Origin of the sequence: Streptomyces malaysiensis subsp. samsunensis (genome assembly GCF_024519315.1) — a bacterium.
Classification (GTDB): Bacteria; Actinomycetota; Actinomycetes; order Streptomycetales; family Streptomycetaceae; genus Streptomyces; species Streptomyces malaysiensis.
Map to the genome: position 1 here is coordinate 24,296 of NZ_JANIIC010000051.1, position 24,471 is coordinate 48,766.

23 protein-coding genes are annotated in these 24,471 nt (G+C 71.8%); 14 read left to right on the forward strand and 9 right to left on the reverse strand.

Annotated elements, in window-relative coordinates:
* Window positions 1-37 precede the first annotated feature (37 nt).
* The 4 genes from NQU54_RS34330 to NQU54_RS34345 all read left to right on the forward strand — a co-directional run bounded on the left by NQU54_RS34330 (window position 38) and on the right by NQU54_RS34345 (window position 3,883).
* A complete protein-coding gene (locus NQU54_RS34330) occupies window positions 38-1,567 on the forward strand; it encodes a flavin-containing monooxygenase (RefSeq protein WP_257634489.1) in 1,530 nt (509 codons plus the stop codon).
* Window positions 1,564-2,532, forward strand: coding sequence for an alpha/beta fold hydrolase (locus NQU54_RS34335; RefSeq protein ID WP_257634442.1), 969 nt, complete (start codon window positions 1,564-1,566; stop codon window positions 2,530-2,532). Before NQU54_RS34330 ends, NQU54_RS34335 begins: the two co-directional genes overlap by 4 nt.
* Window positions 2,529-3,461 carry an SDR family oxidoreductase gene (locus tag NQU54_RS34340; protein WP_257634443.1) on the forward strand — a complete coding sequence of 311 codons (933 nt, stop codon included), beginning with the start codon at window positions 2,529-2,531 and terminating at the stop codon, window positions 3,459-3,461. The genes NQU54_RS34335 and NQU54_RS34340 overlap by 4 nt, the downstream gene beginning before the upstream one ends.
* Window positions 3,462-3,580: 119 nt before the next feature.
* Window positions 3,581-3,883, forward strand: a complete 303-nt coding sequence (locus NQU54_RS34345) for a hypothetical protein (RefSeq protein WP_257634444.1) — start codon at window positions 3,581-3,583, stop codon at window positions 3,881-3,883.
* 126 nt (window positions 3,884-4,009) lie between these two features.
* Here NQU54_RS34345 and NQU54_RS34350 read toward each other — a convergent pair whose 3' ends face one another.
* Window positions 4,010-7,300, reverse strand: coding sequence for a S41 family peptidase (locus NQU54_RS34350; RefSeq protein ID WP_257634445.1), 3,291 nt, complete (start codon window positions 7,298-7,300; stop codon window positions 4,010-4,012).
* A 142-nt stretch (window positions 7,301-7,442) separates the two neighbouring features.
* On the opposite strand from NQU54_RS34350, the gene NQU54_RS34355 reads away from it, so the two are divergent.
* Together NQU54_RS34355 and NQU54_RS34360 are read left to right on the forward strand one after the other, a co-directional pair.
* Complete coding sequence (locus NQU54_RS34355) at window positions 7,443-8,060, forward strand: TetR/AcrR family transcriptional regulator (RefSeq protein ID WP_257634446.1); 618 nt, start codon at window positions 7,443-7,445, stop codon at window positions 8,058-8,060.
* 139 nt (window positions 8,061-8,199) lie between these two features.
* Window positions 8,200-10,458 carry an MMPL family transporter gene (locus tag NQU54_RS34360; protein ID WP_257634447.1) on the forward strand — a complete coding sequence of 753 codons (2,259 nt, stop codon included), beginning with the start codon at window positions 8,200-8,202 and terminating at the stop codon, window positions 10,456-10,458.
* A gap of 123 nt (window positions 10,459-10,581) precedes the next feature.
* On the opposite strand, the gene NQU54_RS34365 is transcribed toward NQU54_RS34360, so the two are convergent.
* A complete protein-coding gene (locus tag NQU54_RS34365; protein WP_257634448.1) occupies window positions 10,582-11,190 on the reverse strand; it encodes a TetR-like C-terminal domain-containing protein in 609 nt (202 codons plus the stop codon).
* Window positions 11,191-11,294: 104 nt separating this feature from the next.
* On the opposite strand from NQU54_RS34365, the gene NQU54_RS34370 reads away from it, so the two are divergent.
* From NQU54_RS34370 to NQU54_RS34385, 4 genes are all read left to right on the forward strand, one after another.
* Window positions 11,295-12,515, forward strand: a complete 1,221-nt coding sequence (locus tag NQU54_RS34370; protein ID WP_257634449.1) for an alpha/beta hydrolase family protein — start codon at window positions 11,295-11,297, stop codon at window positions 12,513-12,515.
* A 135-nt stretch (window positions 12,516-12,650) separates the two neighbouring features.
* Window positions 12,651-13,820 carry an energy-coupling factor ABC transporter permease gene (locus tag NQU54_RS34375; protein ID WP_257634450.1) on the forward strand — a complete coding sequence of 390 codons (1,170 nt, stop codon included), beginning with the start codon at window positions 12,651-12,653 and terminating at the stop codon, window positions 13,818-13,820.
* 2 nt (window positions 13,821-13,822) lie between these two features.
* Window positions 13,823-14,587, forward strand: coding sequence for a cobalt ECF transporter T component CbiQ (gene cbiQ / locus NQU54_RS34380; protein WP_069864793.1), 765 nt, complete (start codon window positions 13,823-13,825; stop codon window positions 14,585-14,587).
* Entirely contained in the window at window positions 14,584-15,354 is a 771-nt protein-coding gene (locus NQU54_RS34385) for an energy-coupling factor ABC transporter ATP-binding protein (RefSeq protein ID WP_257634451.1), read from the forward strand. Before cbiQ ends, NQU54_RS34385 begins: the two co-directional genes overlap by 4 nt.
* Before the next feature lie 143 nt (window positions 15,355-15,497).
* On the opposite strand, the gene NQU54_RS34390 is transcribed toward NQU54_RS34385, so the two are convergent.
* Window positions 15,498-16,772 carry a serine hydrolase domain-containing protein gene (locus NQU54_RS34390; RefSeq protein ID WP_257634452.1) on the reverse strand — a complete coding sequence of 425 codons (1,275 nt, stop codon included), beginning with the start codon at window positions 16,770-16,772 and terminating at the stop codon, window positions 15,498-15,500.
* Between the two features lie 160 nt (window positions 16,773-16,932).
* On the opposite strand from NQU54_RS34390, the gene NQU54_RS34395 reads away from it, so the two are divergent.
* Window positions 16,933-17,733: an SDR family NAD(P)-dependent oxidoreductase gene (locus NQU54_RS34395; protein ID WP_257634490.1), complete on the forward strand. Its 801-nt coding sequence runs from the start codon at window positions 16,933-16,935 to the stop codon at window positions 17,731-17,733.
* Here NQU54_RS34395 and NQU54_RS34400 read toward each other — a convergent pair.
* The 3 genes from NQU54_RS34400 to NQU54_RS34410 form a co-directional block, all read right to left on the reverse strand.
* Entirely contained in the window at window positions 17,706-18,194 is a 489-nt protein-coding gene (locus NQU54_RS34400; RefSeq protein WP_257634453.1) for a periplasmic substrate-binding domain-containing protein, read from the reverse strand. The two genes, NQU54_RS34395 and NQU54_RS34400, sit on opposite strands and share 28 nt — an antisense overlap.
* A 2-nt stretch (window positions 18,195-18,196) precedes the next feature.
* Window positions 18,197-18,622 (reverse strand): effector-associated constant component EACC1, encoded by a 426-nt coding sequence (locus NQU54_RS34405; protein WP_257634454.1) that lies wholly within the window; start codon window positions 18,620-18,622, stop codon window positions 18,197-18,199.
* Between the two features lie 107 nt (window positions 18,623-18,729).
* Window positions 18,730-19,383, reverse strand: coding sequence for a TetR/AcrR family transcriptional regulator (locus NQU54_RS34410; RefSeq protein ID WP_257634455.1), 654 nt, complete (start codon window positions 19,381-19,383; stop codon window positions 18,730-18,732).
* A gap of 37 nt (window positions 19,384-19,420) precedes the next feature.
* Between NQU54_RS34410 and NQU54_RS34415 the strand changes: the two genes are divergently transcribed.
* Both NQU54_RS34415 and NQU54_RS34420 read left to right on the forward strand, forming a co-directional pair.
* Window positions 19,421-19,798 carry a DUF1330 domain-containing protein gene (locus NQU54_RS34415; protein ID WP_257634456.1) on the forward strand — a complete coding sequence of 126 codons (378 nt, stop codon included), beginning with the start codon at window positions 19,421-19,423 and terminating at the stop codon, window positions 19,796-19,798.
* On the forward strand, window positions 19,798-20,565 hold the full coding sequence (locus NQU54_RS34420) for an alpha/beta fold hydrolase (protein WP_257634457.1): 768 nt from the start codon (window positions 19,798-19,800) through the stop codon (window positions 20,563-20,565). Before NQU54_RS34415 ends, NQU54_RS34420 begins: the two co-directional genes overlap by 1 nt.
* Before the next feature lie 51 nt (window positions 20,566-20,616).
* Here NQU54_RS34420 and NQU54_RS34425 read toward each other — a convergent pair whose 3' ends face one another.
* Complete coding sequence (locus NQU54_RS34425) at window positions 20,617-21,549, reverse strand: EamA family transporter (protein WP_257634458.1); 933 nt, start codon at window positions 21,547-21,549, stop codon at window positions 20,617-20,619.
* Complete coding sequence (locus tag NQU54_RS34430; protein ID WP_257634459.1) at window positions 21,546-22,040, reverse strand: YbaK/EbsC family protein; 495 nt, start codon at window positions 22,038-22,040, stop codon at window positions 21,546-21,548. Before NQU54_RS34430 ends, NQU54_RS34425 begins: the two co-directional genes overlap by 4 nt.
* A 102-nt stretch (window positions 22,041-22,142) precedes the next feature.
* Between NQU54_RS34430 and NQU54_RS34435 the strand changes: the two genes are divergently transcribed.
* Window positions 22,143-22,538 (forward strand): cupin domain-containing protein, encoded by a 396-nt coding sequence (locus NQU54_RS34435; protein WP_257634460.1) that lies wholly within the window; start codon window positions 22,143-22,145, stop codon window positions 22,536-22,538.
* Window positions 22,539-22,704: 166 nt separating this feature from the next.
* On the opposite strand, the gene NQU54_RS34440 is transcribed toward NQU54_RS34435, so the two are convergent.
* Complete coding sequence (locus NQU54_RS34440; protein WP_257634461.1) at window positions 22,705-24,348, reverse strand: penicillin-binding transpeptidase domain-containing protein; 1,644 nt, start codon at window positions 24,346-24,348, stop codon at window positions 22,705-22,707.
* Between the last annotated feature and the right edge of the window lie 123 nt (window positions 24,349-24,471).

The window sequence follows — 24,471 nt, forward strand, 5'->3', positions numbered from 1 at the left end:
TGGCGCGGTCGTATTCGCGTTCGTGGGAGGCGGCGGCATGGCTGGGCTGACGCATGAGCATGTACGGGTGGCGGTGATCGGCGCCGGATTCGGCGGGCTGGGAGCGGCGGTGCGGCTGCGCCGCGCGGGCATCACGGATTTCGTGGTGCTGGAGCGGGCGGACGCGGTCGGCGGGGCCTGGCGGGACAACACCTATCCGGGCTGTGCCTGTGATGTTCCGTCACATCTGTATTCGTTCTCCTTCGCGCCCAACCCCGACTGGCCCCGGAACTTCTCCGGTCAGCCGCATATCCGCGCGTATCTGGAGCGGGTCGCCGACACCTTCGGGCTGCGGCCGCACCTCCGCTTCGGTGCCGAGGTGCGGTCCCTGCGCTGGGACTCCGGGGCGGTGCACTGGGAGGTGGAGACCGCGCGGGGCTCGCTGACCGCCGATGTCGTGGTCAGCGCCACCGGTCCGCTGGCCGACCCCCGGATGCCGGACATCCCGGGGCTCGACGGCTTCCCCGGCGCCGTCTTCCACTCCGCGCGCTGGGACCACACCGTCGATCTCCGCGGTAAGCGCGTGGCGATGATCGGCACCGGCGCCTCGGCCATACAGATCGTCCCCGCCATCGAGCGCGAGGTCGGCCGGCTCACCCTCTTCCAGCGCACCCCGGCCTGGGTGCTGCCCCGGATGGACCGCCGGATCAGCGGCGTCGAGCGATGGCTGCATACGAAGGTCCCGGCCACCCGGGCGCTGCGCCGCGGGGTGCTGTGGGGCATCCGGGAGCTTCAGGTCGGAGCCTTCACCAAGCGGCCGGGCGAGATGCGGTTCGTCGAGCGGCTGGCCGGTGCCCATATGCGACGGGCCGTCAAGGACCCGGCGCTGCGGGCGGCGCTGACGCCCGACTACCGCATCGGCTGCAAGCGCATCCTGCTCTCCAACGACTACTATCCGGCGCTCGCCCAGCCGCATGTGGACGTGGTTCCGGCCGGGCTGAAGGAGGTGCGCGGCTCCACCCTCGTCGGTTCCGACGGCACCGAGGCCGAGGCCGACGTGATCATCTTCGGCACCGGCTTCCATGTGACCGATGTCCCCATAGCCCACCGGGTGACCGGGGCGCGCGGGACGACGCTCGCGGAGGAGTGGAAGGACGGGATGGAGGCGCTGCGCGGCACCACTCCGGCGGGCTTCCCCAACTTCCTGACCATCATCGGGCCCAACACCGGCCTCGGGAACAGCTCGATGATCCTCGTCATAGAGGCACAGCTGGCCTATATGGCCGACTATCTGCGCCAGTTGGACACCCTGGGCGGCAAGGTCGCGCTGGACGCCCGGCCGTCGGCGGTGCGCGCCTACACCGACATGGTCCAGGAGCGGATGCGGCGCACGGTGTGGAACACCGGCGGCTGTGACAGCTGGTACCTCGACAACGGCCGGAACACCACGCTGTGGCCCGGGACGACCACCGAGCTGCGGAGGGTCACCCGGCGCGTGGACCTCGCCGAGTACCGGGTACTGCGGCCGCACACCGGCCCGGTCAAGGCCACCGTGTCCACGGCCGGTGCGGGGAGGGGATCGCGGTGAGGCGGCTTCCTTCCCCGCCCTCCTCGGGGCCGTACGCACCGCCCGTCCCGGAGCGCACCTTGACGGCCGTCTCGGCCGACGGGAGCCGGGTCCATACGGAGCTGCACGGCCCCGAGGACGCCCCGGCCGTCGTGCTCGCGCACGGATGGACCTGCTCCACGGCCTTCTGGGCGCCGGTGGTGCGCGCCCTCTCGGCAGACCACCGGGTGATCGTCTACGACCAGCGCGGCCATGGCCGCAGCCCGGCCCCCGGCCCCGGCGGCTACAGCACCCACGCCCTGGCCGACGACCTGGTGGCGGTGGTGGAAGCGGCTCTTCCGGCCGGTCGGCGGGCCGTGCTGGCGGGCCACTCCATGGGCGGGATGACGCTGATGGCCGCGGCCGACCGCCCCGTGCTGCGTGAGCGCGCGGCCGCCGCGGTGCTGTGCAGCACGGGTGCCTCACGGCTGGTGGACCGGGCGCGGGTGCTGCCGCTGCGCCCGCCGCGGGCACGGGCGCTGGCGCACCGCGCGCTCCTCGGCTCACGCGCCCCGCTGGGCCCGGTCACCCCGCTCTCCAAGCGGCTGGTGCGGTACGCCACGATGGGCCCGGGCGCCGACCCGGCCACGGTGGAGGTGTGCGCGCGGATCCTGCACGCCTGCCCCCGCGCCGTGCGCGCCGGATGGGGCCGGGTGTTGCTGGATCTCGAACTGGACGCGCGCATCGGTGAACTGACCATGCCCACGGCCGTCATCGCCGGCACCGCCGATCGGCTCACCCCGCTCGAGCACGCCCACGCCATGGCCGCCGCGCTGCCGCACTGCACCGGCCTCATCGAGCTCCCCGGGCTCGGCCATATGACGCCGGTGGAGGACCCCGAGGCGGTCACCGGAGTGATCCGCGGTCTGGTCGAGGAGCACGGGACGTCCCTGGCGCCCCACCCCTCGACAACTCAGAAACCCCATGCGAAGGAGCAGACGGCATGAGTGCGCGCAGAAGCCTTCAGGGCCAGGTCGCGGTGGTGACGGGCGCGGCGCGGGGAGTCGGCGAGCTGCTCGCCCGCAAGCTCTCCGCACGCGGTGCGAAGGTCGCGCTGGTGGGCCTGGAGCCCGAGGAGCTGAAGCGGGTCTCGGAGCGGCTGCCCACCGACTCCGCCCACTGGTACGCCGATGTCACCGACGCCGAGGCGATGGCGCGGGTGGCGGAGGAGGTCGTGGAGCGGTTCGGCGCGGTGGACATCGTCTGCGCCAACGCGGGCGTGGCCCAGGGCGGTCCGTTCCTCGACTCCGAGGAGACGGCCTGGCGGCGGGTGATCGAGGTCAATCTGCTGGGCAGCGTCACCACGGCCCGTGCCTTCCTGCCCGCGCTGACCGCCAGCCGCGGCTATCTGTTGCAGATCGCCTCGCTGGCCGCGATCGCGCCCGCGCCCATGATGACGGCGTACTGCGCGTCCAAGTCCGGTGTCGAGGCGTTCGCCCACAGTCTGCGGGCCGAGGTGGGCCACCGTGGGGTCCGGGTCGGTGTGGGCTATCTGAGCTGGACGGACACCGATATGGTGCGCGGCGCCGACCAGGACGAGGTGATGCGCGAGCTACGGCAGCGGCTGCCCTGGCCCGCGGGCCGCACCTATCCGCTGGGCCCGGCGGTGGACCGGCTGGTGGCGGGCATAGAGCGCCGGTCGGCGCATGTGTACGCGCAGTGGTGGCTGCGCGGTATGCAGTCGGTGCGCGGCTATCTGCCCATGTTCATCCACGCCGTGGGGCAGCGCGAGATGCGCCGTGCCGAACCTCGGCTGGCGGCCACCCGGAAGGAGCGGGGCGGTCTGGTGGGCGAAGGCGGCGCGGCGGACGAGCGCGCGCGCACGGCTGGGAGAGGGGGCGCAGTGGACACCGCGGATACCCAGCGTCACCAGTAACGCTCTGTCAACCGCGCTGACCTGCGCTTTCTTCGACTCCTCTGGTCCGGAATGCGGCGAAAGTCGCCGCATGTAACTCTTGTCGGGCCCGACGCCATTCATCCGATGAGGAGTGACACATGGGCCCCAAGGACCAGCCGAACGAGAAGGCTCAGCAGGGCAAGCGGAAGTCGCAGGGCGGACGCGGTCAGGAGCGCCGCGGCCAGCAGATGCAGGAGGGCCAGCAGATGCAGTCCGGCGACCGCACGCAGTCCGATGAGCGCATGGAGGAGCGCTCCCGCCGGGAGCCGGGGCAGGAGCAGCGCCGTGGTCGGCAGGGCGGACCGGAGGACCGCGGGGAGTCCCAGCGGATGAGCCGTGAGCGCCGTCAGCAGGGCATGGGCGACGAGATGATGGACCAGGAGCCCTACGAGGAGATGTGACCCGCCGGGGCGGGGGCGCGTCCCAAGGCCGGCCTTGGGGACACGCCCCCGCGCCCGCCCCTGCCTACCCGCCCTCCGCCCGTCCGCCCTCCGTCTGCCCGCCCCCGCCCGCCTGCTTCCGCCTGCCTATTTCCCCCCGCGTGGCGGCAGTTGGGGCCGGCGCAGATCGGGGACGCCCGAGTAGTCCGGCGGAGCCGCGGCCGGGTGCCGTTCCAGCAGATCGAGCGCCGTACGGACGGCGACCCCCAGCTGCGGATGGCGGCCCTCCGCCCAGTCCACGGGGGAGCGCGGCGCCTCGATGTCCGGTTCCACGCCGTGGTTCTCCACGCTCCAGCCGTAGGCGTCGAACCACGCGGCGTTCATCGGCACCGTGATCGACGTACCGTCGCCCAGGCGGTGACGGCCGGTCATCCCGACCACCCCGCCCCAGGTGCGCAGCCCCACCACCGGCCCGATGCCCTGGATCTTGAAGGCCGCGGTGATCATGTCGCCGTCGGAGGAGGTCATCTCGTCGGCGACGGCGACGATCGGCCCACGCGGCGCGTTGCTCGAGTACGACACGGGCTGGGCGTTGCGGGTGAGGTCCCAGCCCATGACCTTGCGGGTGAGCTTCTCCACCACCAACTCGCTGATGTTGCCGCCCGCGTTGCCCCGGACGTCCACGATCAGCGCGGGCAGTGACATCTCGCGGCGCAGATCGCGGTTGAACTGCGCCCAGCCGGAGCCGCCCATATCGGGGATGTGGAGATAGCCGCACCGCCCGCCGCTCAACTCCCGCACCACGGCCCGGCGCTGGGCGACCCAGTCCTGATAGCGCAGCGGCCGGTCGTCGATCAGCGGGGAGACCGCGACCCGGCGCGGCGGCCCGTCGCCGTCCTGCGGTTCGAAGGTCAGCTCCACCGTCGTGCCGCCCGCGGCGGTCAGCAGGGGATACGGACCGGCCACCGGGTCCACCGGACGCCCGTCGACATGGGTGAGGACGGCGCCGTCCCGGATGCCCAGACCGGCCAGCGGTGAGCGGGCCCGGGAGTCGGAGGACTCACCGGGCAGGATGCGGGCCACCGCCCAGCGGCCGTCCTTGGTGCGGATGAGGTTGGCGCCGAGCAGTCCGATGGGGCGCTGGTAGTGGGACGGTCCCTCGTTGCGGCGCGCGGCGCTGACGTAGGCGTGGGAGGTGCCCAGTTCGCCGAGGGTCTCGCGGAGCAGATCGGCGAACTCGTCGGGCGAGGCGACCCGTTCGACCAGCGGGCGGTACTGGTCGAGCACCCCGTCCCAGTCGACACCGCACATCCCCGGGTCCCAGTAGAAGTGCCGGGTGATGCGCCCGGCCTCGTCGTACGCCTGCCGCCACTCGGCCGCCGGATCGGCGGTGTGCTGGATCCGCCGCATGTCGATATGGACGGTGGAGTCGCTGTCGGCGGTGTCGGTGGCGGGCACCGCGCGCAGATCGCCGTCGTCGTAGACCACCAGCCGGGTGCCGTCGCCGCTGACCACGAACCAGTCCAGGTCGCTGGTGAGTTCGGTCCGCTTGGCCTTGGCCAGGTCGAAGTGTTCGAGGGTGGGGCGGCCGGAGGTCTCGGCCGGGTTGGCGAACGTCTCGCCGAGCGCGCCCGAGATCGGCCAGCGCAGCCACACCAGTCCGCCGCCGCTGACCGGGCGCAGCGAGGAGTACTTGGACGCGGACACCGGGAAGACCGTGACCCGGCTGGCCAGCCCCTCCACCTCGACCGTCACCGTGCCGTCGCCCTCGCCCCCGCTGATGTCCGGGTCCAGCCCGCCGGCGGCCGGGCGCCCCTCGGGGGAGAGCGCGAAGGGCGAGGGGGTGGCGGAGGACAGCGGTACGAGATAGGGGCGGCAGCCCAGCGGGAAGGAGAGGTCGCCGGTGTGCACGTCGTAGACGGGGTCGAAGCCGCGCCAGGAGAGGAAGGCGAGATAGCGGCCGTCGCTGGTGAAGACCGGCTCCTCGTCCTCGAACCGCCCGTTGGTCACCTCCACTATGGTCCGGTCGGCCAGCCGCGCGATCTTGATCGAGCGCAGGGTGCGGCCTATTCCGGGGTGGGACCAGGCGAGCCAGGCCGAGTCGGGGGAGAAGGCCAGGTCGCCCACCGGGCCGTTGTCCGACCGGATCAGCTCGGTGACCTCGCCGTCCCCCTCGGGGGAGGTGTCCACCAGCAGCAGCCGTCCGTCGCCCGCGGCCACCGCGAGCCGGTCGCCGTCCGGTGAGGACTCCAGCTCACCCACCCGCCCCAGCAGCCCGGCGGCCAGCCGGCGCGGTTCGCCTGGGTCGCCGGCCCGGGGCAGATGCGCTGTCTCGATGGCGTCCTCGCCCTCCGCGTCGGTGAGGTACGCGACCCGGCCGGTGGAGCCCAGCATCACGGGCAGCCGCACCCGGACGCCCGGGGTGTCGGCGAGGGTGCGGGCGGGGCCGTCGCGGTGGGTGAGCCAATACAGGCTGGAGCGGACGCACACCGCGCTGCCCCGGCCCGTGGTGTCCACCGACAGCGAGTCGATGTGCGAGGCGGCCGGCACCTGGTAGGGCCGCCGGCCGGTCCGCGCCCCGCCCAGCCGTACGTCCAGCTTGCGCGGTTCGCCGTCCGGGCCCAGGTCGTCCACCAGCCACAGCTCGCCCGCGCATTGGTAGACGACGCGGGAGCCGTCGGTCGAGGCGTGCCGTGCGTAGAAGTCGGCGTGGTCGGTGTGGCGGCGCAGATCGGAGCCGTCGGGCAGACAGGAGTAGAGGTTGCCGATGCCCTCGTGGTCGGAGAGGAAGGCGATCCGGCCGCCGACGAACATCGCCGCGTCCAGATGGCCGTTCAGCTCCGCCATGAGCCGGGTGCCGTGCAGCCACAGCCGGCCGGTCGCCCCGCCCCGGTAGCGCTTCCAGGTGGCGGGCTCATGCGGCGGTTTGCCGGTCAGCAGCAGGGTGCGGCGCTCACCGTCGAGGTCGGCCACGGCGATGTCGGACACCGGCCCCCAGGGCAGCCGCCCGCCGGGGCTGCCGTCGGTGGGCAGGCTGTAGGCCCAGGAGAAATGTGAGAACGGCTGCTCATGGGAGGAGACCGCGAGGATCTGGGAGGCGCCGTCCTGGTCCGGCGGGCTCCAGCCGCAGACCTGGGCGTCCGTACTGCCCCAGTAGGTCAGCCGGCGGGCCCGGCCGCCGGTCACGGGGACGAGATAGATCTCCGGGTCGAGGCTGCGCCAGGTGGTGAACGCGATCTGTGAGCCGTCGGGGGAGAAGCGGGCGGGGCCCACGCGCGTACGGTCCACGGTCAGCCGCCAGGCCCGCCCGGGTGATCCACCGGGCGCGGTCAGCGGGGCGACCCACAGATCGTCCTCGGCCGCGAAGCACAGCAAGTCGCCGTGCAGATGCGGAAATCGCAGGTACGCCAGGTCGTCGTCGCATGCGTAAGGCTCCACCCACCTATGTTTTCGGGCTACGCCATTCGGAGCAACTCGGTTGTGTGACCGAGACCACGAGCGAAACGGCCTAGTTTCGATAGCGCCGGGCGTATGCTGGAGGAGTACGAAACCGTTTCGTTCGGAGGGAGGCGACGTGCCCATGCGGACCACGGACCGGCCGACGGAGGACCGGGACACCGCCCGGGTGCGCCGCAGCAGGCTCTCCCCGGAGCGTGAGCGGGAGTTGCACGAGGCGGTGCTGGAGCTGCTCGGCGAGGTCGGATACGACGGTCTGACGATGGACGCCGTCGCGGCCCGTACGCGATCCAGCAAGGCCACGCTCTACCGCCAGTGGAAAGGCAAGCCGCAGCTGGTCGCGACCGCGCTGCGCCATACCAAGCCCGTTCTGCTCGAGGGTATCGACACCGGATCGCTCCGCGGTGATCTGCGGGAGATCGTGCGGTGTTCGGAGCAAGCCCATGAGCGGGACTCCGGCCTGATGAGGGGACTCGCCCACGCAAGTCACGACAATCCGGACCTTCACGAGGCCCTGCGAGAGTTGTTGATCTACCCCGAGATCGACGCGCTCAATGTGCTGCTGAGGCGCGCCGTCGACCGGGGCGAAATCGCCCCGGACCGGCCCGCCTTGAACTACGTCGTGCACATGGTGTGCGGCGCGTTCATCGCCCGACCGCTCGTCGAGGGCCGGCAGCCGGACCAGACGTATCTCCTGGAGTACATCGACGCCGTGATCCTCCCCGCGCTCGGCGCCGCATAGCCCTTCCCTCTCCTCACCACCCCCCACTCCCTGATCCCCGCACAACCGCATAAGGCCCCGGCCGGCGCGCCGCTCTCGTCGCCGGTTCGGTCACCCATCCCTGCCCAGTGCCATACAACCGACGGGAGCACCCCTTCTCGTGGCCACCTTCCTCTATAAACTCGGCCGATTCGCCTTCCGGCGACGCGGCTTCGTCGCCCTGATATGGGTGGCGCTGCTCGCGGTCGCGGGCGTCGGCGCCGCCACCGCCTCCCAGCCCGCCAACGACAGCTTCTCCATCCCCGGCACCGAGGCCCAGAAGGCATTCGACCTGCTGGAGCAGCGGTTCCCGGGGGGGAACGCGGACGGCGCCACCGCCCGTGTGGTCTTCCGCGCCCCGAGCGGTGAGAAGATGACCGACCCGGCGAACAAGGCGGTGGTCACCAAGACCGTCGCCGAGCTCCAGGCCGGCTCTCCGCAGATCGCCTCGGTCGCCGACCCGTACCAGGCCCACGCCGTCAGCAAGGACGGCTCCACGGCGTACATCCTGACCAGCTACAAGGTCAACGCCATGGAGCTGAAGGACGCCGCGAAGGACGGTCTGAAGGAAGCGGGGGAGAAGGCCGAGAAGTCGGGTCTGACGGTGCAGATCGGGGGTGACGCGCTCCAGGAGATGCCCGAGACCGGCTCCACCGAGATCATCGGCATCGCGATCTCCGCGGTCGTGCTCGCCATCACCTTCGGCTCGCTGGTCGCTGCCGGACTGCCGCTGCTCACCGCGCTCATCGGCGTCGGCATCGGCATCTCGTCGATCACCGCGCTGGCCACCACGCTGGGGCTGTCCACCACCACCTCCACGCTGGCGATGATGATCGGCCTCGCGGTCGGCATCGACTACGCGCTCTTCATCGTCTCCCGCTACCGCGCGGAGCTGATGGAGGGACGGGACCGGGAGGAAGCCGCCGGACGTGCCGTGGGCACCGCGGGCTCCGCGGTCGTCTTCGCCGGCCTCACGGTGGTCATCGCGCTGGTCGGCCTCGCCGTCGTCAACATCCCGATGCTGACCAAGATGGGCTTCGCCGCGGCCGGTACGGTCGTCATAGCCGTCCTCATCGCGATCAGCCTCATCCCGGCGGTGCTGGGCTTCGCGGGCAAGCGGGTGTTCGGGCGCAGGGCGCGCCGGCGGCTTGAGGAGCGCGCGGCGGCGGCCGCCGCGGGCGGCTCGCAGACCTCCGAGGAGAAGCCCAACATGGGCACCCGCTGGGCCCGCTTCGTGCTGCGTCGCCCGCTGATGGTGCTCCTGGTGGCCGTGCTCGGCCTCGGTGCGGCCGCCGTGCCCGCCGTCAGCCTGGAACTCGGTCTGCCGGACGACGGTTCGCAGCCGGTCAGCAGCCAGAAGCGCCAGGCGTACGACATGATCTCCGAGGGCTTCGGCCCCGGCTCCAATGGTCCGCTGATGGTGGTCGTCGACGCCAAGGGCAGCGATGACGCCAGGGGCGCGGCCGAGCGGGTCCGCAAGACCATCACCGGTCTGGACGGGGTGGCGGCGGTCAGCCCGGCCACGTTCAACAGGGCCGGTGACACCGCGACGCTCAGCGTCATCTCCAAGTACAAGCCGAGCAGCATCGACACCGAGAACCTGGTCGGTGACATCCGGGACGAGGCGAGCGGCTTCAAGTCCGACACCGGTGCCGAGGTGCTGGTGACCGGCCAGACGGCGATGAACATCGACATCTCGCAGAAGCTCAACGACGCGCTGGTGCCCTATCTGGTGCTTGTCGTCGGACTGGCCTTCCTGCTGCTGATGGTCGTCTTCCGGTCCGTGCTGGTCCCGCTCAAGGCGGCGCTCGGCTTCCTGCTCTCCGTCGTCGCCGCGCTCGGCGCGGTGGTCGCGGTCTTCCAGTGGGGCTGGCTGTCGGATCTGTTCGGCGTCGAGGAGACCGGCCCGATCATGAGCATGATGCCGATCTTCATGATCGGTGTGGTGTTCGGTCTGGCGATGGACTACGAGGTCTTCCTGGTGACCCGGATGCGGGAGGCGTTCGTCCATGGCGAGCGCCCCGGCCAGGCCATCGTCACCGGCTTCCGGCACGGCGCCCGGGTGGTCACCGCGGCCGCGGTCATCATGATCAGCGTCTTCGCCGGATTCATCGGCTCGTCCGAGTCGATGATCAAGATGATCGGCTTCGGCCTCGCCACCGCCGTTCTCTTCGACGCCTTCGTGGTGCGCATGGCCATCGTCCCGGCGGTTCTGGCGCTCCTCGGCAAGTCGGCCTGGTGGCTTCCGCGCTGGCTGGACAGGGCGCTGCCCAATGTGGACGTGGAGGGCGAGGGGCTGCGCAAGCAGCTCGAATCGGACCCCGCGACCCAGCGGCGCGACCGGGACTCCGACCCCGACGCGGAGCTGACTCGCGTCTGATCCGCGTCTGACACCCGGAGTCACGCTTCGGGCCCGACGGCGGCCTTCCGATCCCGGAAGGCCGCCGTCGGCGCGTTCAGGCTTCCGCCGCGTCACCACCGCGTCGGGTGGTGAGCTCCAGCCTCACGCCTTCAGCGCGGCGATGATCTTGTCGGTAAGGCGTTCGGCGTAGTCGTCGTCCACGGGGGTCCTGATCACGGCCAGCCGCCAGTACGTCGGGCTGACCAGGAAGTCCAGACAGAGTTCGAGGTCGGTGTCCTCGGGCAACTCACCGCGCTCGACGGCCCGTTGCAGGATCTGGGCGACGTTCTCGCGCCGGGGGTCGCGAATGCCCGTCAGCAGGGCGTCGGCGAGTTCGGCGTTGCGCGATCCCTCGGCCAGCAGATCGGGAACGATGCGGGAGGCCAGGGGGTGGCTCAGGGCGGCCATGGTGTCGCGGACGAACTGGGCGACGTCCTCCCGCAGGCTTCCCCGGTCGGGGGCGCGTACGAACGCCGTCGCGGCCCTCGCGGTGAGTTCGATGGTCATGGCCTGCTTCGAGGGCCAGCGGCGGTAGACGGCGGCCTTGCCGGCGCCCGCCCGGCGCGCGACGGCCTCGATGGACAACTTCCCGTAGCCGACCGCGGCGAGTTCCTCGAAGAAGGCGGCCTCCAGGGCCCGCGTCAGATCTCCCTGGAGGACGGGGCCGCCGGGCGGGCGCTTGCCGGCGGGTGCGCCGATATTGGTGTCCATGAGGCGATCGTACGCGAGACGGAACGGTTGCGTCTCGACTGTCGCCAGGAGTACGGTCGACTCTGTCGATACGGAACGGTTCCGTATCGGCTGGAGGTGATCTCATGAAGTTCCTCTTCGACGATGAGTCCTTCTCCTTCGAAGCGCTGCGCGCGGCCGGGTTCGCCAACTACGGCGGCGCCGACCTGGGCGAAGTCATCGCCACCGCCCGGAACATCGCGGAGGGCGACGAGGAGGGCTGGCACCGGGCATGGAAGGCGACCGCCGAGCGGGTCGAGGCCATCGGGCGGCAGTCGCTGGCCGACGGGCACCGGGTGAGCGCCCGCGAGGCGCTGCTGCGGGCGTCGAACTACTACCGCACGGCCGAGTTCTTCCTGCGCGAGAACCCCGCCACCGACCAGGAGGTCGCCCTGCTCTCCTCCCGCTCGCGCGACACCTTCGCGGCCGCCACCGGGCTCTTCGACACCCCCGTGGAGGCCGTGGCCATTCCCTACGAGAACACCACGCTGCCCGGTTATCTCTTCCTGGTCGACGACTCCGGCACCCCCCGCCCGACCGTCGTCTACACCAGCGGCTACGACTCCACCCTGGAGGAGTCCTATTTCGCCATCGCGGCCGCCGCACTGCGGCGCGGCTACAACGTCCTGGCCTTCGACGGCCCGGGGCAGGGCGCCGCGCTGCGCGAGCAGCGGCTGGTCTTCCGCCCTGACTGGGAGGCCGTGACGGTGCCCGTGATCGACTACGCGCTGGGCCGTCCCGAGATCGCCGACGACAAGATCGCCCTGTTCGGCTACAGCCTGGGTGGCTATCTCGTCGCACGCGGCGCGGCATTCGACCGCCGCATCGCCGCGCTGATCCTCGACGACGGCGTCCACGACTTCCACGCCGCCTTCGAGCGGATGCTCCCGCCCGCGCTGTACCGGTGGATCGAGGAGGAGCGCGACGACGTCGCCAACCCGGTCATGGCGATGCTGGCCACGGCCGGCACCCAGGTGCGCTGGGCGCTGCGCAACGGCGTCTGGGCCATGGGGGCCGCATCGTTCGCCGACCTCGTCCGCATGTCCCGCCGCTACACCCTGGCCGACAGCGCCGACCGCATCACGGCCCCCACGCTGATCATGGACGCAGAGAACGACCAGTTCTTCAAGGGCCAGGCGGCCGAGGTCGAGAAGGCCCTCACCAACGCCCCCACCCGCCTCGTCACCCTCACGGAGGCCGAAGGGGCCGGTGAGCACTGCCACATGGGCGCGATGGGGCGGGCCCACCAGGTCATGTTCGACTGGCTCGACGCCACGCTGCCCACCGGGCTGCCCCGAGTCGCGTAGCGGCGACTCCGTACGGGAATCGTAGCGGCGACTCCGTACGGGAATCCGATTCGCGGCGTAGGCGCTCTTGCGAACGACTTGCAGGTACGGGCTACCATCGGGCCGATAGTCGCAGCTCAGGAGCGGAGCCCTGCCATGCATGTGCCCGACGGATTCATAGACGCGCCGGTGTCGGTGGCCACCGGTGTGGTCGCCGCGGGGGCCGTCGCGGTCAGTTTGCGCGGTGCCCGGCGGGAGCTCGACGAGCGGACCGCGCCACTGGCCGGGCTGGTGGCGGCGTTCATCTTCGCCGTGCAGATGCTGAACTTCCCCGTTGCCGCGGGGACCAGCGGGCATCTGCTGGGCGGGGCGCTGGCAGCGATACTCGTGGGGCCGTATACGGGGGTGTTGTGCGTCTCCGTGGTGCTGCTGATGCAGGGCGTCCTGTTCGCGGACGGCGGTCTCACCGCGCTCGGCGTCAACATCACGGACATGGCCGTGGTCACCACGGTCGTGGCGTACGCGATCTTCCGTACGATCGTGAAGCTGGCCCCGCACCGACGCCGTACGGTCACCGTCGCGTCCTTCGTGGCGGCACTGATCTCCGTACCGGCCGCGGCCATCGCGTTCACCGCGATCTACGCGCTCGGCGGTACGGCGGACGTGTCGATCGGCAAGGTCTTCACGGCGATGGTCGGTGTGCATGTGCTGATCGGCATCGGCGAGGCGGCGATCACCGCGCTGACGGTCGGCGCCGTCGTGGCCGTACGGCCGGATCTGGTGTACGGAGCGCGCGGGGTGACGGCGCGTCCGCTGGAGATCCGCGACAGCCCGCTGGCCCCGGCCGCCCCGGGGGCGGTGGCCCGAGCCGAGGCCCCGGCGGCCGAACCCGCGACGGCCGAACCCGCGACGGCCGGACCCACGACGGCAGAACCCGCGACGGCAGAACCCACGACTGCCGAACCCACGGCGGCGGCATCCCGGACCCCCGAGCCCGTCGCCGCGCCGCGGCGGTCGGCGCGGCATGTGTGGTGGGCCGGGCTCGCGGCCGCGCTGCTGTGCGCCGGGGTCGTCAGCTTCTACGCCTCCGCGAGCCCCGACGGGCTGGAGAAGGTCGCCCATGACAAGGGGATCGACCAGAAGGAGGAGGACCACGCCGCCAAGGACTCGCCGCTCGCCGACTACGGCGTCAAGGACATCTCCGACGCCCGGATCTCCGGCGGGCTCGCCGGGGTGATCGGGGTGGGAGCCACGCTCGCCGTCGGCTCCGGGGTCTTCATCGTCGTACGGCGGCGCAGGGCGACGGCCGAGAGCGGGAGAGTCTGACGATGGGCGCGGGACACGCGCACAAGCTCTACCGGGAGGGCCGGTCGCCCGTCCACGCCCTCCCTCCGCACTGCAAGATCGCAGCGGTCTTCTGCTTCGTCCTGGTCGTCGTCTCCACGCCCCGCGAGGCCGTCTGGGCCTTCGGGGCGTACGCGGTGCTGCTGGCCGGGGTGGTGGCGGTGGCCCGGATACCGGCCGGGTATGTGCTGCGGCGGCTGCTGATCGAGATCCCGTTCGTGGCCTTCGCCGTGCTGATGCCGTTCATCGCGGAGGGCCCGCGGGTGGAGGCGCTGGGGATGTCGCTCAGCGAGTCCGGGCTGTGGAGCGCCTGGAACATCCTCGCCAAGGGCACCCTCGGCGTCGCCGCCTCCGTCCTCCTGGCGTCCACGACCGAGCTGCGCGCCCTGCTGCTGGGGCTTGAGCGGCTGCGGATGCCCTCGCTGCTGGTGCAGATCGCCTCGTTCATGATCCGCTACGGGGACGTCATCTCCGATGAGATGCGCCGGATGCGGATCGCCCGTCAGTCGCGCGGCTTCGAGGCGCGCGGGGTGCGGCACTGGGGTGTGCTCGCCTCCTCGGCGGGGGCGCTGTTCATCCGCTCCTACGAGCGCGGCGAACGGGTCCACCTGGCGATGGTCAGCCGGGGCTATACGGGCACCATGCCGGTGATCGACGATGTGACGGCGTCCCGTGCCCAGTGGCTGTATGCCGCCGCCCTCCCGCTGACCGCGCTGGTGGTCTGCCTGACCGGATGGATGCTCCCATGACCGACCCCGCCACCACCCCGCCGTCCCTCCAGGTGTCCGGTCTGGCCTACGCGTACCCCGACGGCCATCAGGCCCTCTTCGGGGTCGATCTGACCGTGGCCCGCGGGGAGCGGGTGGCGCTGCTCGGCCCCAACGGCGCGGGCAAGACCACTCTCGTACTGCACCTCAACGGCATCCTCACCGCGGGCGCCGGGACGGTCACGGTCGCGGGGCTGCCCGTGGCCAAGACGCATCTGGCCGAGATCCGCCGTCGGGTGGGCATCGTCTTCCAGGACCCGGACGACCAGCTGTTCATGCCGACCGTGCGCGAGGATGTGGCCTTCGGGCCGGCCGCGGCCGGGCTGCGGGGCGCGGAGCTGGAGGAGCGGGTGCGCCGCGCGCTGGAGCGGGTCGGGATGGCGGAGTTCGCCGACCGGCCGCCCCACCACCTCTCGTTCGGGCAGCGGCGGCGGGTGGCCGTGGCGACCGTACTGGCCATGGAGCCGGAGATCCTCGTCCTGGACGAGCCCTCGTCCAACCTCGACCCGGCCTCACGCCGCGAACTCGCCGACATCCTGCGGTCCCTGGAGGTGACCGTGCTGATGGTCACCCACGATCTGCCGTACGCGCTGGAGCTGTGCCCGCGCTCGGTGGTGCTCAGCGGCGGGGTGATCGCGGCGGACGGCGGAACGCAGGAGCTGCTGTGCGACGAGGAGCTGATGCGCGAGCACCGGCTGGAGCTCCCCTTCGGCTTCGACCCCCGGTCGGTGACGGCGCCGGTGCGGTGATGCCCCGTGCGGTGCCGGTGAGGTGACGTTGCGGCGGGGGTGACCGGATCCGCTGCCTCGGCGGATGTCGGGCCCGGTCGGCTCGTCGACCCCAGCCGGGCCCCTCCGGGCCGCCCCGCCGCATCCGCGGTCTCCGGCGCCCTTTACGCCTCCAGTGTCGCGAGGCTGGTCCGTACCGCGCGCACCAGCGCCTGCGCACGCGGATCCGCGGTGACACCGCGCCGCATACCGTTGGTGACGTAGGCGAAGCCGATGCGCGCCTCCGGGTCGGCGAAGGCGAGCGAGCCCCCGCGCCCCGGGTGGCCGAAGGAGCCCGGCCCCAGCAGCGGGCAGGCCGGGCCGTGCAGCATATAGCCGAGGCCGAAGCGGGTGCCGACGACCAGGACCTGGTCCGGACCCGCGGACTCCTCGGTACGGGCCATCGTCAGCGTCGCCGGGGCGAACAGCCTGCCCCCCGAGCGGACCGTACGGGCCGAGGGCAGCGGGCCGATCAGCGCCGCGTAGAAGCGGGCCAGCGCCTCGGCGGTCGCGACCCCGCCCGAGGCGGGCAACTCGGCGGCGAGATACGCGGGGTCGTTCTCGTCCGGCACCGGGGTGATCGCGGCGAACGCCCGCCGGGTCAGCGACTCCGGATCCCGATACGCCTCGGCGACCGACCGCTTGGGGCGCAGCCGCGGCCCCGCGGAGGCGGGCGCGGCCGGCGGCTCCACCGCCGCGATCCGGCCGACCCGGCCGCGCTGCTCCTCGGGCAGCCCGAGCCACAGGTCCAGCCCCAGCGGCCGGGCGATCTCCTCGGCGATCCACCGTCCGATGGTCCGCCCGGTGACCCTGCGCACCAGCTCGCCCAGCAGCCAGCTGTACGTCTGGGCGTGGTAGCCGTGTGCCGTACCGGGCTCCCATACGGGGCGCTGGGCGGCGACGGCCAGCGGCCCGGATATGCCGTCGACGGCCTGGTCGGGGGTGAGCGGGGTGTCGAGAACGGGCACGCCGGTGCGGTGCGCGAGCAGATGGCGCACCAGCACCCGCTCCTTGCCGGCCGCCTTGAACTCCGGCCAATAGGCGCTGACCCGGCCGTCCAGGTCCAGCTGGCCGCGCTGATGCAGCAGCAGCGGAACGGCGGCGGCGACGCCCTTGGTCACCGACCGGACGACCTGGGCGGTGTCCTGGGTCCAGGGCTCATGGCCGCCCTTGGACTCCTCGCGGCCGTCGGGCCCCTCGCCGCCGTCGGAACCCTCGCCGCCGTCGTAGTCATCGGCGCCGTCGGGCGTCTTCGTACCGCCCCACAGATCGACGACCTTCTCGCCCTCCCGGTAGAGAACCACGGCCGCGCCGCGCTCCCCGTGCCGGGTGAAGTTCGCCGCGAAGGCGTCCCGGACCGGTCCGAAACCGTCCGCCACCGTGCCCTGGACGTCCACCACTGTCCGACTCCCGCCATGCCGACCCGAGCGTGTGTGCTGTGTTTCTCCTTATGGTGCAACGTCCCGCGCGTGAGGATCATGCCGGGGCCGGGCATGATCCCCGGCGGACCCGCCGCCAAGAGGCGGCGGCGGTCCCCCGGGCGACGATAAGGGGCACATGGTGCGGAGATTCGAGGGCTACGCGGTCATGCTCACCGGCGCGGGACGCGGGATCGGGGAGGTGACCGCGCGCCGCTTCGCCGACGAGGGGGCCAGGGTGCTGATCACCGACCTGGACGGCGAACGGGCCGCCAAGGCCGCCGCGTCCATACGGGCCGACGGCGGCGAGGCCGAGTCGCTGGGCTGCGACGCGGCCCTGCGGGCGGACGCCGAGGCGGCCGTGGCGCACGCCGTAAGGAGCTTCGGAAGGCTGGACGTCCTGGTCAACAGCGCCCACTCGTGCCATGTCGACACCCCGCTGTTCGAGGACCAGCCAGAGGACGAGTGGCAGCAGGACATCGATGTCACCCTCGGTGGGGCCTTCCGCTGCTCCCGTGCCGCGCTGCCGCATCTGGCCGCCGCGGACGGCCGGGGCGCGATCGTCAACGTCGGCTCGGTCAACGGCCTCCAGGACTTCGGCAACCACGCCTACAGCGCCGCCAAGGCGGGTCTGGGCAGCCTCACCCGCACCCTGGCCGCCCACGCGGCCGGGCGGGGCGTCCGCGTCAACCTCGTGGCCCCCGGCACGATCCGCACCCCCGGCTGGGACGGCCAGGGGGACACCTTGCGCCGCGCCGCCGAGGTCTACCCCCTCGGCCGGGTCGGCGAACCCACCGACATCGCCGCCGCCATCACCTTCCTCGCCTCCTCCGACGCCGCCTGGATCACCGGGATCACCCTCCCCGTGGACGGCGGGATCACCACCACGAACGTGGCGGCGCGCAGGGCCTTCCGTCACTCCGAGACGCCCAGCGAGACATAGTCGTAACGGCCCTGCCAGGGCCCGCCCGTATAGACGTTGGTCAGCCGGGAGCCGCGCCAGATCACGCTCTTCTCGAACAGGATGGGCAGAAACGCGGCGGAGTCGGAGATCCTCCGATTGATCCGGGCATAGTCGCTCCCGGCCTTCTCCGGGTCCTGTTCGGCGATGGCCGTGTCGAGGAGGTGGTCGATGGCGGGGTCGTCCAGCTCCGCGATATTGGTGTTGCCGGTGCTCCGGATGAGACGGCCGTCGGCGAGCGGCTGCAAAAAGCCCTGACCGCTCGGGAAGTCGGGGAGCCACCGGTAGATGACGATGCCCAGCCCCCAGGACAGCGGGGCGCACAGGGCCTCGGCCAGCGCGCTCAGGTTGTTGGCCACCGCCGGGATCTGCTCCAGGTGGGCATAGCGGCTGGTGCCGATGAGCACCGCGCGGCTGGCGGCCGGGTCGGGCAGAACGGCCACGGCTATCGCCCTTCTCCGCCGTCGGCCCGACCGTCCTGGTCTCGTTCCCGGTCCCGGTCCCGTTCCCGGTCCGGGTCGGGTGGCTCGGGGGCGGCCGGGGGCTCCAGCACGTCGAGCAGACGCCTCAGCTCCTCGTCGCCGCCGCCGTCGAGGGAGACCGTAAGGTCGCCGCGGCGTACGGTGATCCGCCGGGCGTGCGGGCGCGTCTGCCGCCAGGTGGACAGCGCCAGCGCGAAGGATGCCGCGCTCCAGGCGTTGTCCGTGATCAGCTGGAGCACATCGGTGAGCACGCCCATCTGGCCGGGCGACGGCTCGGCCTGGACCAGCTCCACATGGGCGCCGCGGCGCGCGCCGGGATCCCGGCTCAGCCAGTCGCGGAGCGATCGCAGCTCCGCCTCCCCACCGCTCACCGCTACGTCGATCCGCACCAAGTCCCCCTTGTGACGACCGTCTCCCCGATTCTGTCCTACCCAGGGGCGTCCGCGCAGGAGCAACGAAGCGCAAGGTCAACGGAGTTCGGGTGCGAGCCGCCCGCTCATGGCTGCCGTGCCGATGGTGTGGCCAGCGCCCGGCGCCACTGCTCGGTGACCGACCGCCGCAGGCGTTCGGTGTCGACGGCGGGCGGGTCGAGAAGTCGTTGCAGCCCGATTCCTCGGAGCTGTCCGACGATCGCCGGCGCGACCTCCTCGGGTGCGAGGTCGTCGCGGATGGTGCCGTCGGCGATTCCGGCCGCCACATCGACGCGCAGATCGGCCCTGAACGACTCGTCCCGCTCGCGGAAGATCGGTGCCAGTTCGGGCATGGTGGGCGCCTCGGCCCACAGCAGCAGGAACGCGTGATGGGCGGCGCCCACCTGGCCGAGTTCGCCGATGTAGCCGTCGATCAGCCGCAGGAGGCGGTCCAGTCCTGGGGGCAGATCGGCAAGGCCCGGCACGAACCCGGCTTGTGCGGTGCGGGCCAGGAGCTCGAGGAGAGCCTGCTTCGAACCGAAGTGGTGGGCGATGATCCCGCGGCTGTACCCGGCTCGCTCACCCACCCGCGCCAGCGTCAGCGAGCGCACTCCCTGCTCGACGACCAGCTCGGCGGCTGCCGCCAGCAAGGCGGCTTCGGCCTGGTCGCGGCGCTGCTTCTGGGTGCGGCGGGGGGCGTCATGACGAGAGTCCTCACTAACTTGCGTGTCGTCCAACAAGTTTATACGGTGCCACTCATCCTGACTGGAGGTTTCGATGATCGACATAGATGAGCGCGCCCTCGATGCGCTGCTGGCCGAAGATCCTGGCGGCCCCGTGGTGATGCTGAACCTGCTGCGGTTCCGCCCGGACGGCGGTCGTGAGAGCTACCAGCGCTACGTCGAGGCGCTGGGCCCGGAGATCAACGCGCGGTACGGATTGCGGGTGGAGTACCTCGGGGACGGCGGTCGGGCCCTGGTCGCCGAGGAGGGGCAGGCATGGGACGCGGCGCTCCTGGTGCGCCACCCCAGCCGCCCGACGTTCGCCGACATGATCCCTGACCCCGACTATCGGGCGGCGTCCCATTTCCGTAGCGAGGCGCTGGTGGAATCGGTCCTGCAGCCGACCGTGCCGCGCCAGGGGAGCGTGGTCTGATGCCCGCCGTCTTCGTACACGGCAATCCCGAGACGGCGGCCGTCTGGGATCCCCTGCTCGCCGAACTGAAGGCCGCCGGCACTGCTCCGGCCGACCTCATCTGCCTGTCCCCGCCCGGGTTCGGCGCGCCACTGCCGCCCGGGTTCGGGGCGACCGTCGGGGAGTACCGCGACTGGCTGATCGAGGAGTTGACACGCTTCGCCGAGCCCGTGGACCTGGTGGGCCACGACTGGGGCGGCGGACACGTCCTCAACGCGGTGATGAGCCGCCCGGAGCTGGTACGGAGCTGGGCCAGCGACACGATCGCGGTCTTCGAACCCGACTACGTCTGGCATGAGTTCGCCCAGCGATGGCAGACGCCGGGAATCGGAGAGGCCGATGTGGCCGCACGCTTCGGCGCGCCCGTCGAGCAGCGGATCGCGACGCTCGTCGAGCGGGGGATGGGCGAGGCGGCGGCCGAGTGGGTCGCCCAGGGGCAGAACGAGGAGATGGGCCGGGCCGTCCTCGCGCTCTACGCCTCTGCCATGCCACCGGTGATGGCCGAGCTCGGCCGGGACCTGGAAAACGCGGCGCGACGGCCGGGACTCGTGTTCCTCGCCACCGAGGACCACGTGGGCGGCACCGCCGAGCAGCGCCGCCGCGCCGCGCGCCGCGCTGGTGCCCGGGTGGAGGTCCTCGATGGGCTGGGCCACTGGTGGATGACACACGACCCCGCCCGCGGCGCGGAGGCGCTCACCCGCTTCTGGGCGTCGCTGGACCAGGGGTAGCCGCACACACCTGGATGCCGCCAAGAGAGCCGGCCCGAAGCACGTAGTGCATCAACTGGCGTGCAGCATCAGCCCGATGCCCACCACCATCAGCCCCGCCGCCGCGATCCTCGGACCGCCGAACCGCTCCTTGAAGAACAGCGCCCCGATGGCCGCGCCCACGATGATCGACGATTCGCGCAGCGCAGCGATCGGGGCGAGTTCGGCCTGGGTCTGGGCCCACAGGACCAGGCCGTAGGCGCAGACCGACAGCAGCCCGCCGAGCAGTCCGCGCGCCGCGACCGGCCGCAGCTGCCCAAGGAGCGCACCGCGCCGGATGGCCAGGGCGCAGCCGGGGATGGCGAAGCCCTCGAGGATCATCAGCCAGGCGATATAGCCGGGCGGACTGCCGGAGGCGCGCACCCCCAGACCGTCCACGACGGTGTACGCGGCAATGGAGAGACCGGTGGCGATGGCGGCCGTAAGGGCGAGCCACTGCGGTGCGCCCCCGCCGCTCACCCCGCTCGCCCCGCCGTTCTCATTGCTCTCGTCGTTCTCGTTGCCATCGTCGGCCTCGCGCCCGGCGTGCCGCGACCCCCTGATCCCCCACAGCGCCACGCCCACCAGCCCCGCCGAGGCCAGCGCGACCCCCGCCGCCTGCCAGTGGTCCGGCCGCTCACCGACGAAGACCGCGGCCGCCACGGTCACCACGAGCGGTGCGGTGCCGCGCGCGATGGGATACATCTGGCCGAAATCGCCCAGGTGGAACGAGCGCATGAGCAGCAGCTGATAGACCACATGGATGGCCGCGGAGGCCAGCAGATACGGCCAGGCGCCCGCCGCGGGCAGCGAGGCGAACGGCAGCAGCGCCAGCCCGCACAGCGCCCCGCCGCCGCCCACCAGGGTGAAGGCGAGCAGTTGGTCCCTGATGCCGTGCGCGATCGCGTTCCAGCTGGCGTGGGTGACGGCCGCGATCAGCACCGCGGCCGTGACCAGCGGGGTCACGCGGACCGCTCGCGCACATCCACAAGGGTGCCGTCGGCATGCGCGACAAGGGTCTTGGGGTCGAGCGGGAAGACGGTGTGCGGATCGCCCGCCGCGGCCCATACGGTCCCGTGGTCCAGCAGCCCGCGGTCGGCGAGGACGCGGGTGCGGGTGCGGTGGCCGAAGGGCGGCACCCCGCCGATGGCGTAGCCGGTGGTCTCCCGCACCAGGGCGGCGTTCGCCCGGCGGACGCTACCGGCGTCCAACTCGCGCCGTACGAGCTCGACGTCGACCCGTGACGACCCGTCCATCAGCACCACCACCGGCTGTCCGTCCGCCTCGAAGACCAGCGACTTGACGATCTGGCTCAGCTCACAGCCGATGGCCGCGGCGGCCTCCGCGGCGGTGCGGGTGGCGTCGGGGAAGCGGCGCACCTCGACGTCCAGGCCGAGCTCGCGCAGGGCTTCGGCGAAGCGGGGGTGGGCGGCGGTGTCAGGGGTGGGATCGACCATGGAACGACGCTACCGACGCGCCCGCGGCCCACGCCACGACTTTTCCCCGGGGGTCGCACCAGCGTCCAAGACCGCGCCCGGTGTTTCGAGGATGATCGGGCCATGGATACGCGACCCGTCAATGTCCACGAGGCGCTGGCCTCCTTCGACGATGCCTACAGCCCCCGGATCGTGGCCCGGATGAACGACTACGACGTCCGGATCGCCCACACCCTGGGCGAGCACGTCTGGCACGCCCACGACGACACCGACGAGTTCTTCCTGGTCCTCGACGGCCGGTTCGACATCGCCCTCAGGGACGCCGACGGCACCGAGAGCACGGTCTTGCTGCACAAGGGCGACACGTTCGTGGTCCCCAGGGGCACCGAGCACAAGCCGTCCTCCCCGGGCGGCTCGATCCTGATGTTCGAACCTTCGGGGACCAGCTCGACCGGCGACCGCCATGACGGCGAGATTCCCGCTCACGTGGACAGCACCACCGGCCGCGCGCTCGGCTGACGGTGCCTGGCCGACCGCTGATCCCATCGCCGACCGGCCGGTCGGCCGAAGGCGAAGGAGCCGGGCGGGCGCTTGAGCGCCCGCCCGGCTCCCGTGCCGTCACGCCGGCGGAACGAACCCTGGCGGAGCGAACCGTGACGGAACGAACCGCGGTGGAAGGCCCCGCTCAGCCGCCCGCGCGCAGCAGCGCCGCCACCATCGGGCCCGCCGTGTCGCCGCCGTGGCCGCCCTCGGGGACCACACCGGCCGCCGCGACATCGTCGCGGTACGCGCTGAACCAGCCGTTGGGCTTCTCCTGGTTGTCCACCTCGGCCGAACCGGTCTTGGCGCCGAAGTCACCGCTCATCCCGGCCATCGCCTCCGCGGCGGTGCCCGAGGTGGCCGTCAGGTTCATCAGCTTCCGCAACTGGTCATGGGTGCTCGACTTCATCGTCTTGCTCGCCTTGGCCAGCGTCCGGTTGTCCAGCGACGGCGAGACCAGGTACGGCTGGCGGAAGGTGCCGGTGGAGGCGGTGGCCGCGACCGACGCCATGTTGAGCGGGTTCATCCGCACCCCGCCCTGGCCGATCAGCGAGGCGGCCTTGGAGGCCGCGGACTGCACCGGCACGGAGCCGTCGAAGGTGGGCACACCGGTCTGCCAGTTGAGCCCGATGCCGAAGACGTCCCGGGCCTCGTTGGTCAGGTCGTCGTTCTTCAGCTTGCCCGCCTGGCTGATGAAGGCCGTATTGCAGGAGCGGGCGAAGCTCTGCTCGAAGGTGCCCTTCTTGATCTCGAACTTCTTGTCGTTCTGGAACTTCCAGCCGCCGTAGGAGAAGTACTTCGGGCACGGATGCGGCTTGCCGTACGCCGCCAGACCCTTGTCGATCAGCGTCGCCGAGGTGATGATCTTCATCGTCGAGCCGGGTGCGTACGAGCCCTGGAAGGCGGTGTTGAAACCGCTCGCGGGGGAGTTGGCCAGCGCGAGGATCTCACCGGTGCTGGGCTTGACCGCCACCACCGACGCCTTGGTGCGCTTGCCCACCTGCTGCTCGGCCGTGCGCTGAAGCGATGCGTCGATCGTGGTGCGCAGCGTGCCCGGAGTGCCCTTGGAGAGCACCTTCAGCGTCTTGTCGGGGGACTTGGAGCCCTTGGCACGCGCGATCCAGGTCTCCACGCCCGGCTTGCCGCCCGCCTTCTTGCCGTACCGCTCGCGCAGCGCGGCCAGGACGGTCTTCAGGGTCGGGTGCTCGGCGGCGGTCAGCTCCTTGCCGTCCCGGTCCACCGCCTTGATCGGCGGCGCCTCGGACGCACCGGTCTTCAGCGTGTCGCCCTCGGCGAGGTCGGGGTGGACCACGGAGGACTTCCAGGCGACGACCGGCTTGCCGGTCTCGGTGTCGCGCGTCACGGTCAGCGAGGATTCATACGTCCAGGGGATGCTCGCACCGCCGGAGGAGATCTGCGCGTTGACCGAGAACGGCACCTTCGCACCGCTCGCCTGCCCCGCCTCCAGCGCCACCTTGGCCACACGGGCCTTCTTGCGGTAACCGCTCAGCGCCGTGGTGGCCGCGCCGCTGTCGTCCGTAAGGGCGGCGGCCTTGGCCGTCTCGCCCTCCGCCCAGGCCGCCAGGAACGCGCGGGCGGTGGTCTTCACCTCGGCCGCGCTGGGCGGGCCGGTCTTCACCTTCTTCAGCGACGGCTTGTCGTCACCCGAGCCGGCGCTCGCACCGTCCTTCGCGCTCGATGAATCGTCCTGGCCGCTGCCGCAACCGGCCACTCCGACCATGGCGGCGAACACCGCACCGACGATCGCGGCTCTCGCGCCACTCCGCATTGCAGAACCCCCACACTGTGTTCTCGGGTCCCTCCATCAGTCGATGGAGGTCGCGGTGCCCGGCACTCTACCGGCACCACGTGACGCCCCCGCGCCCTCACAGTAGGGGGCACGGGGGCAGTG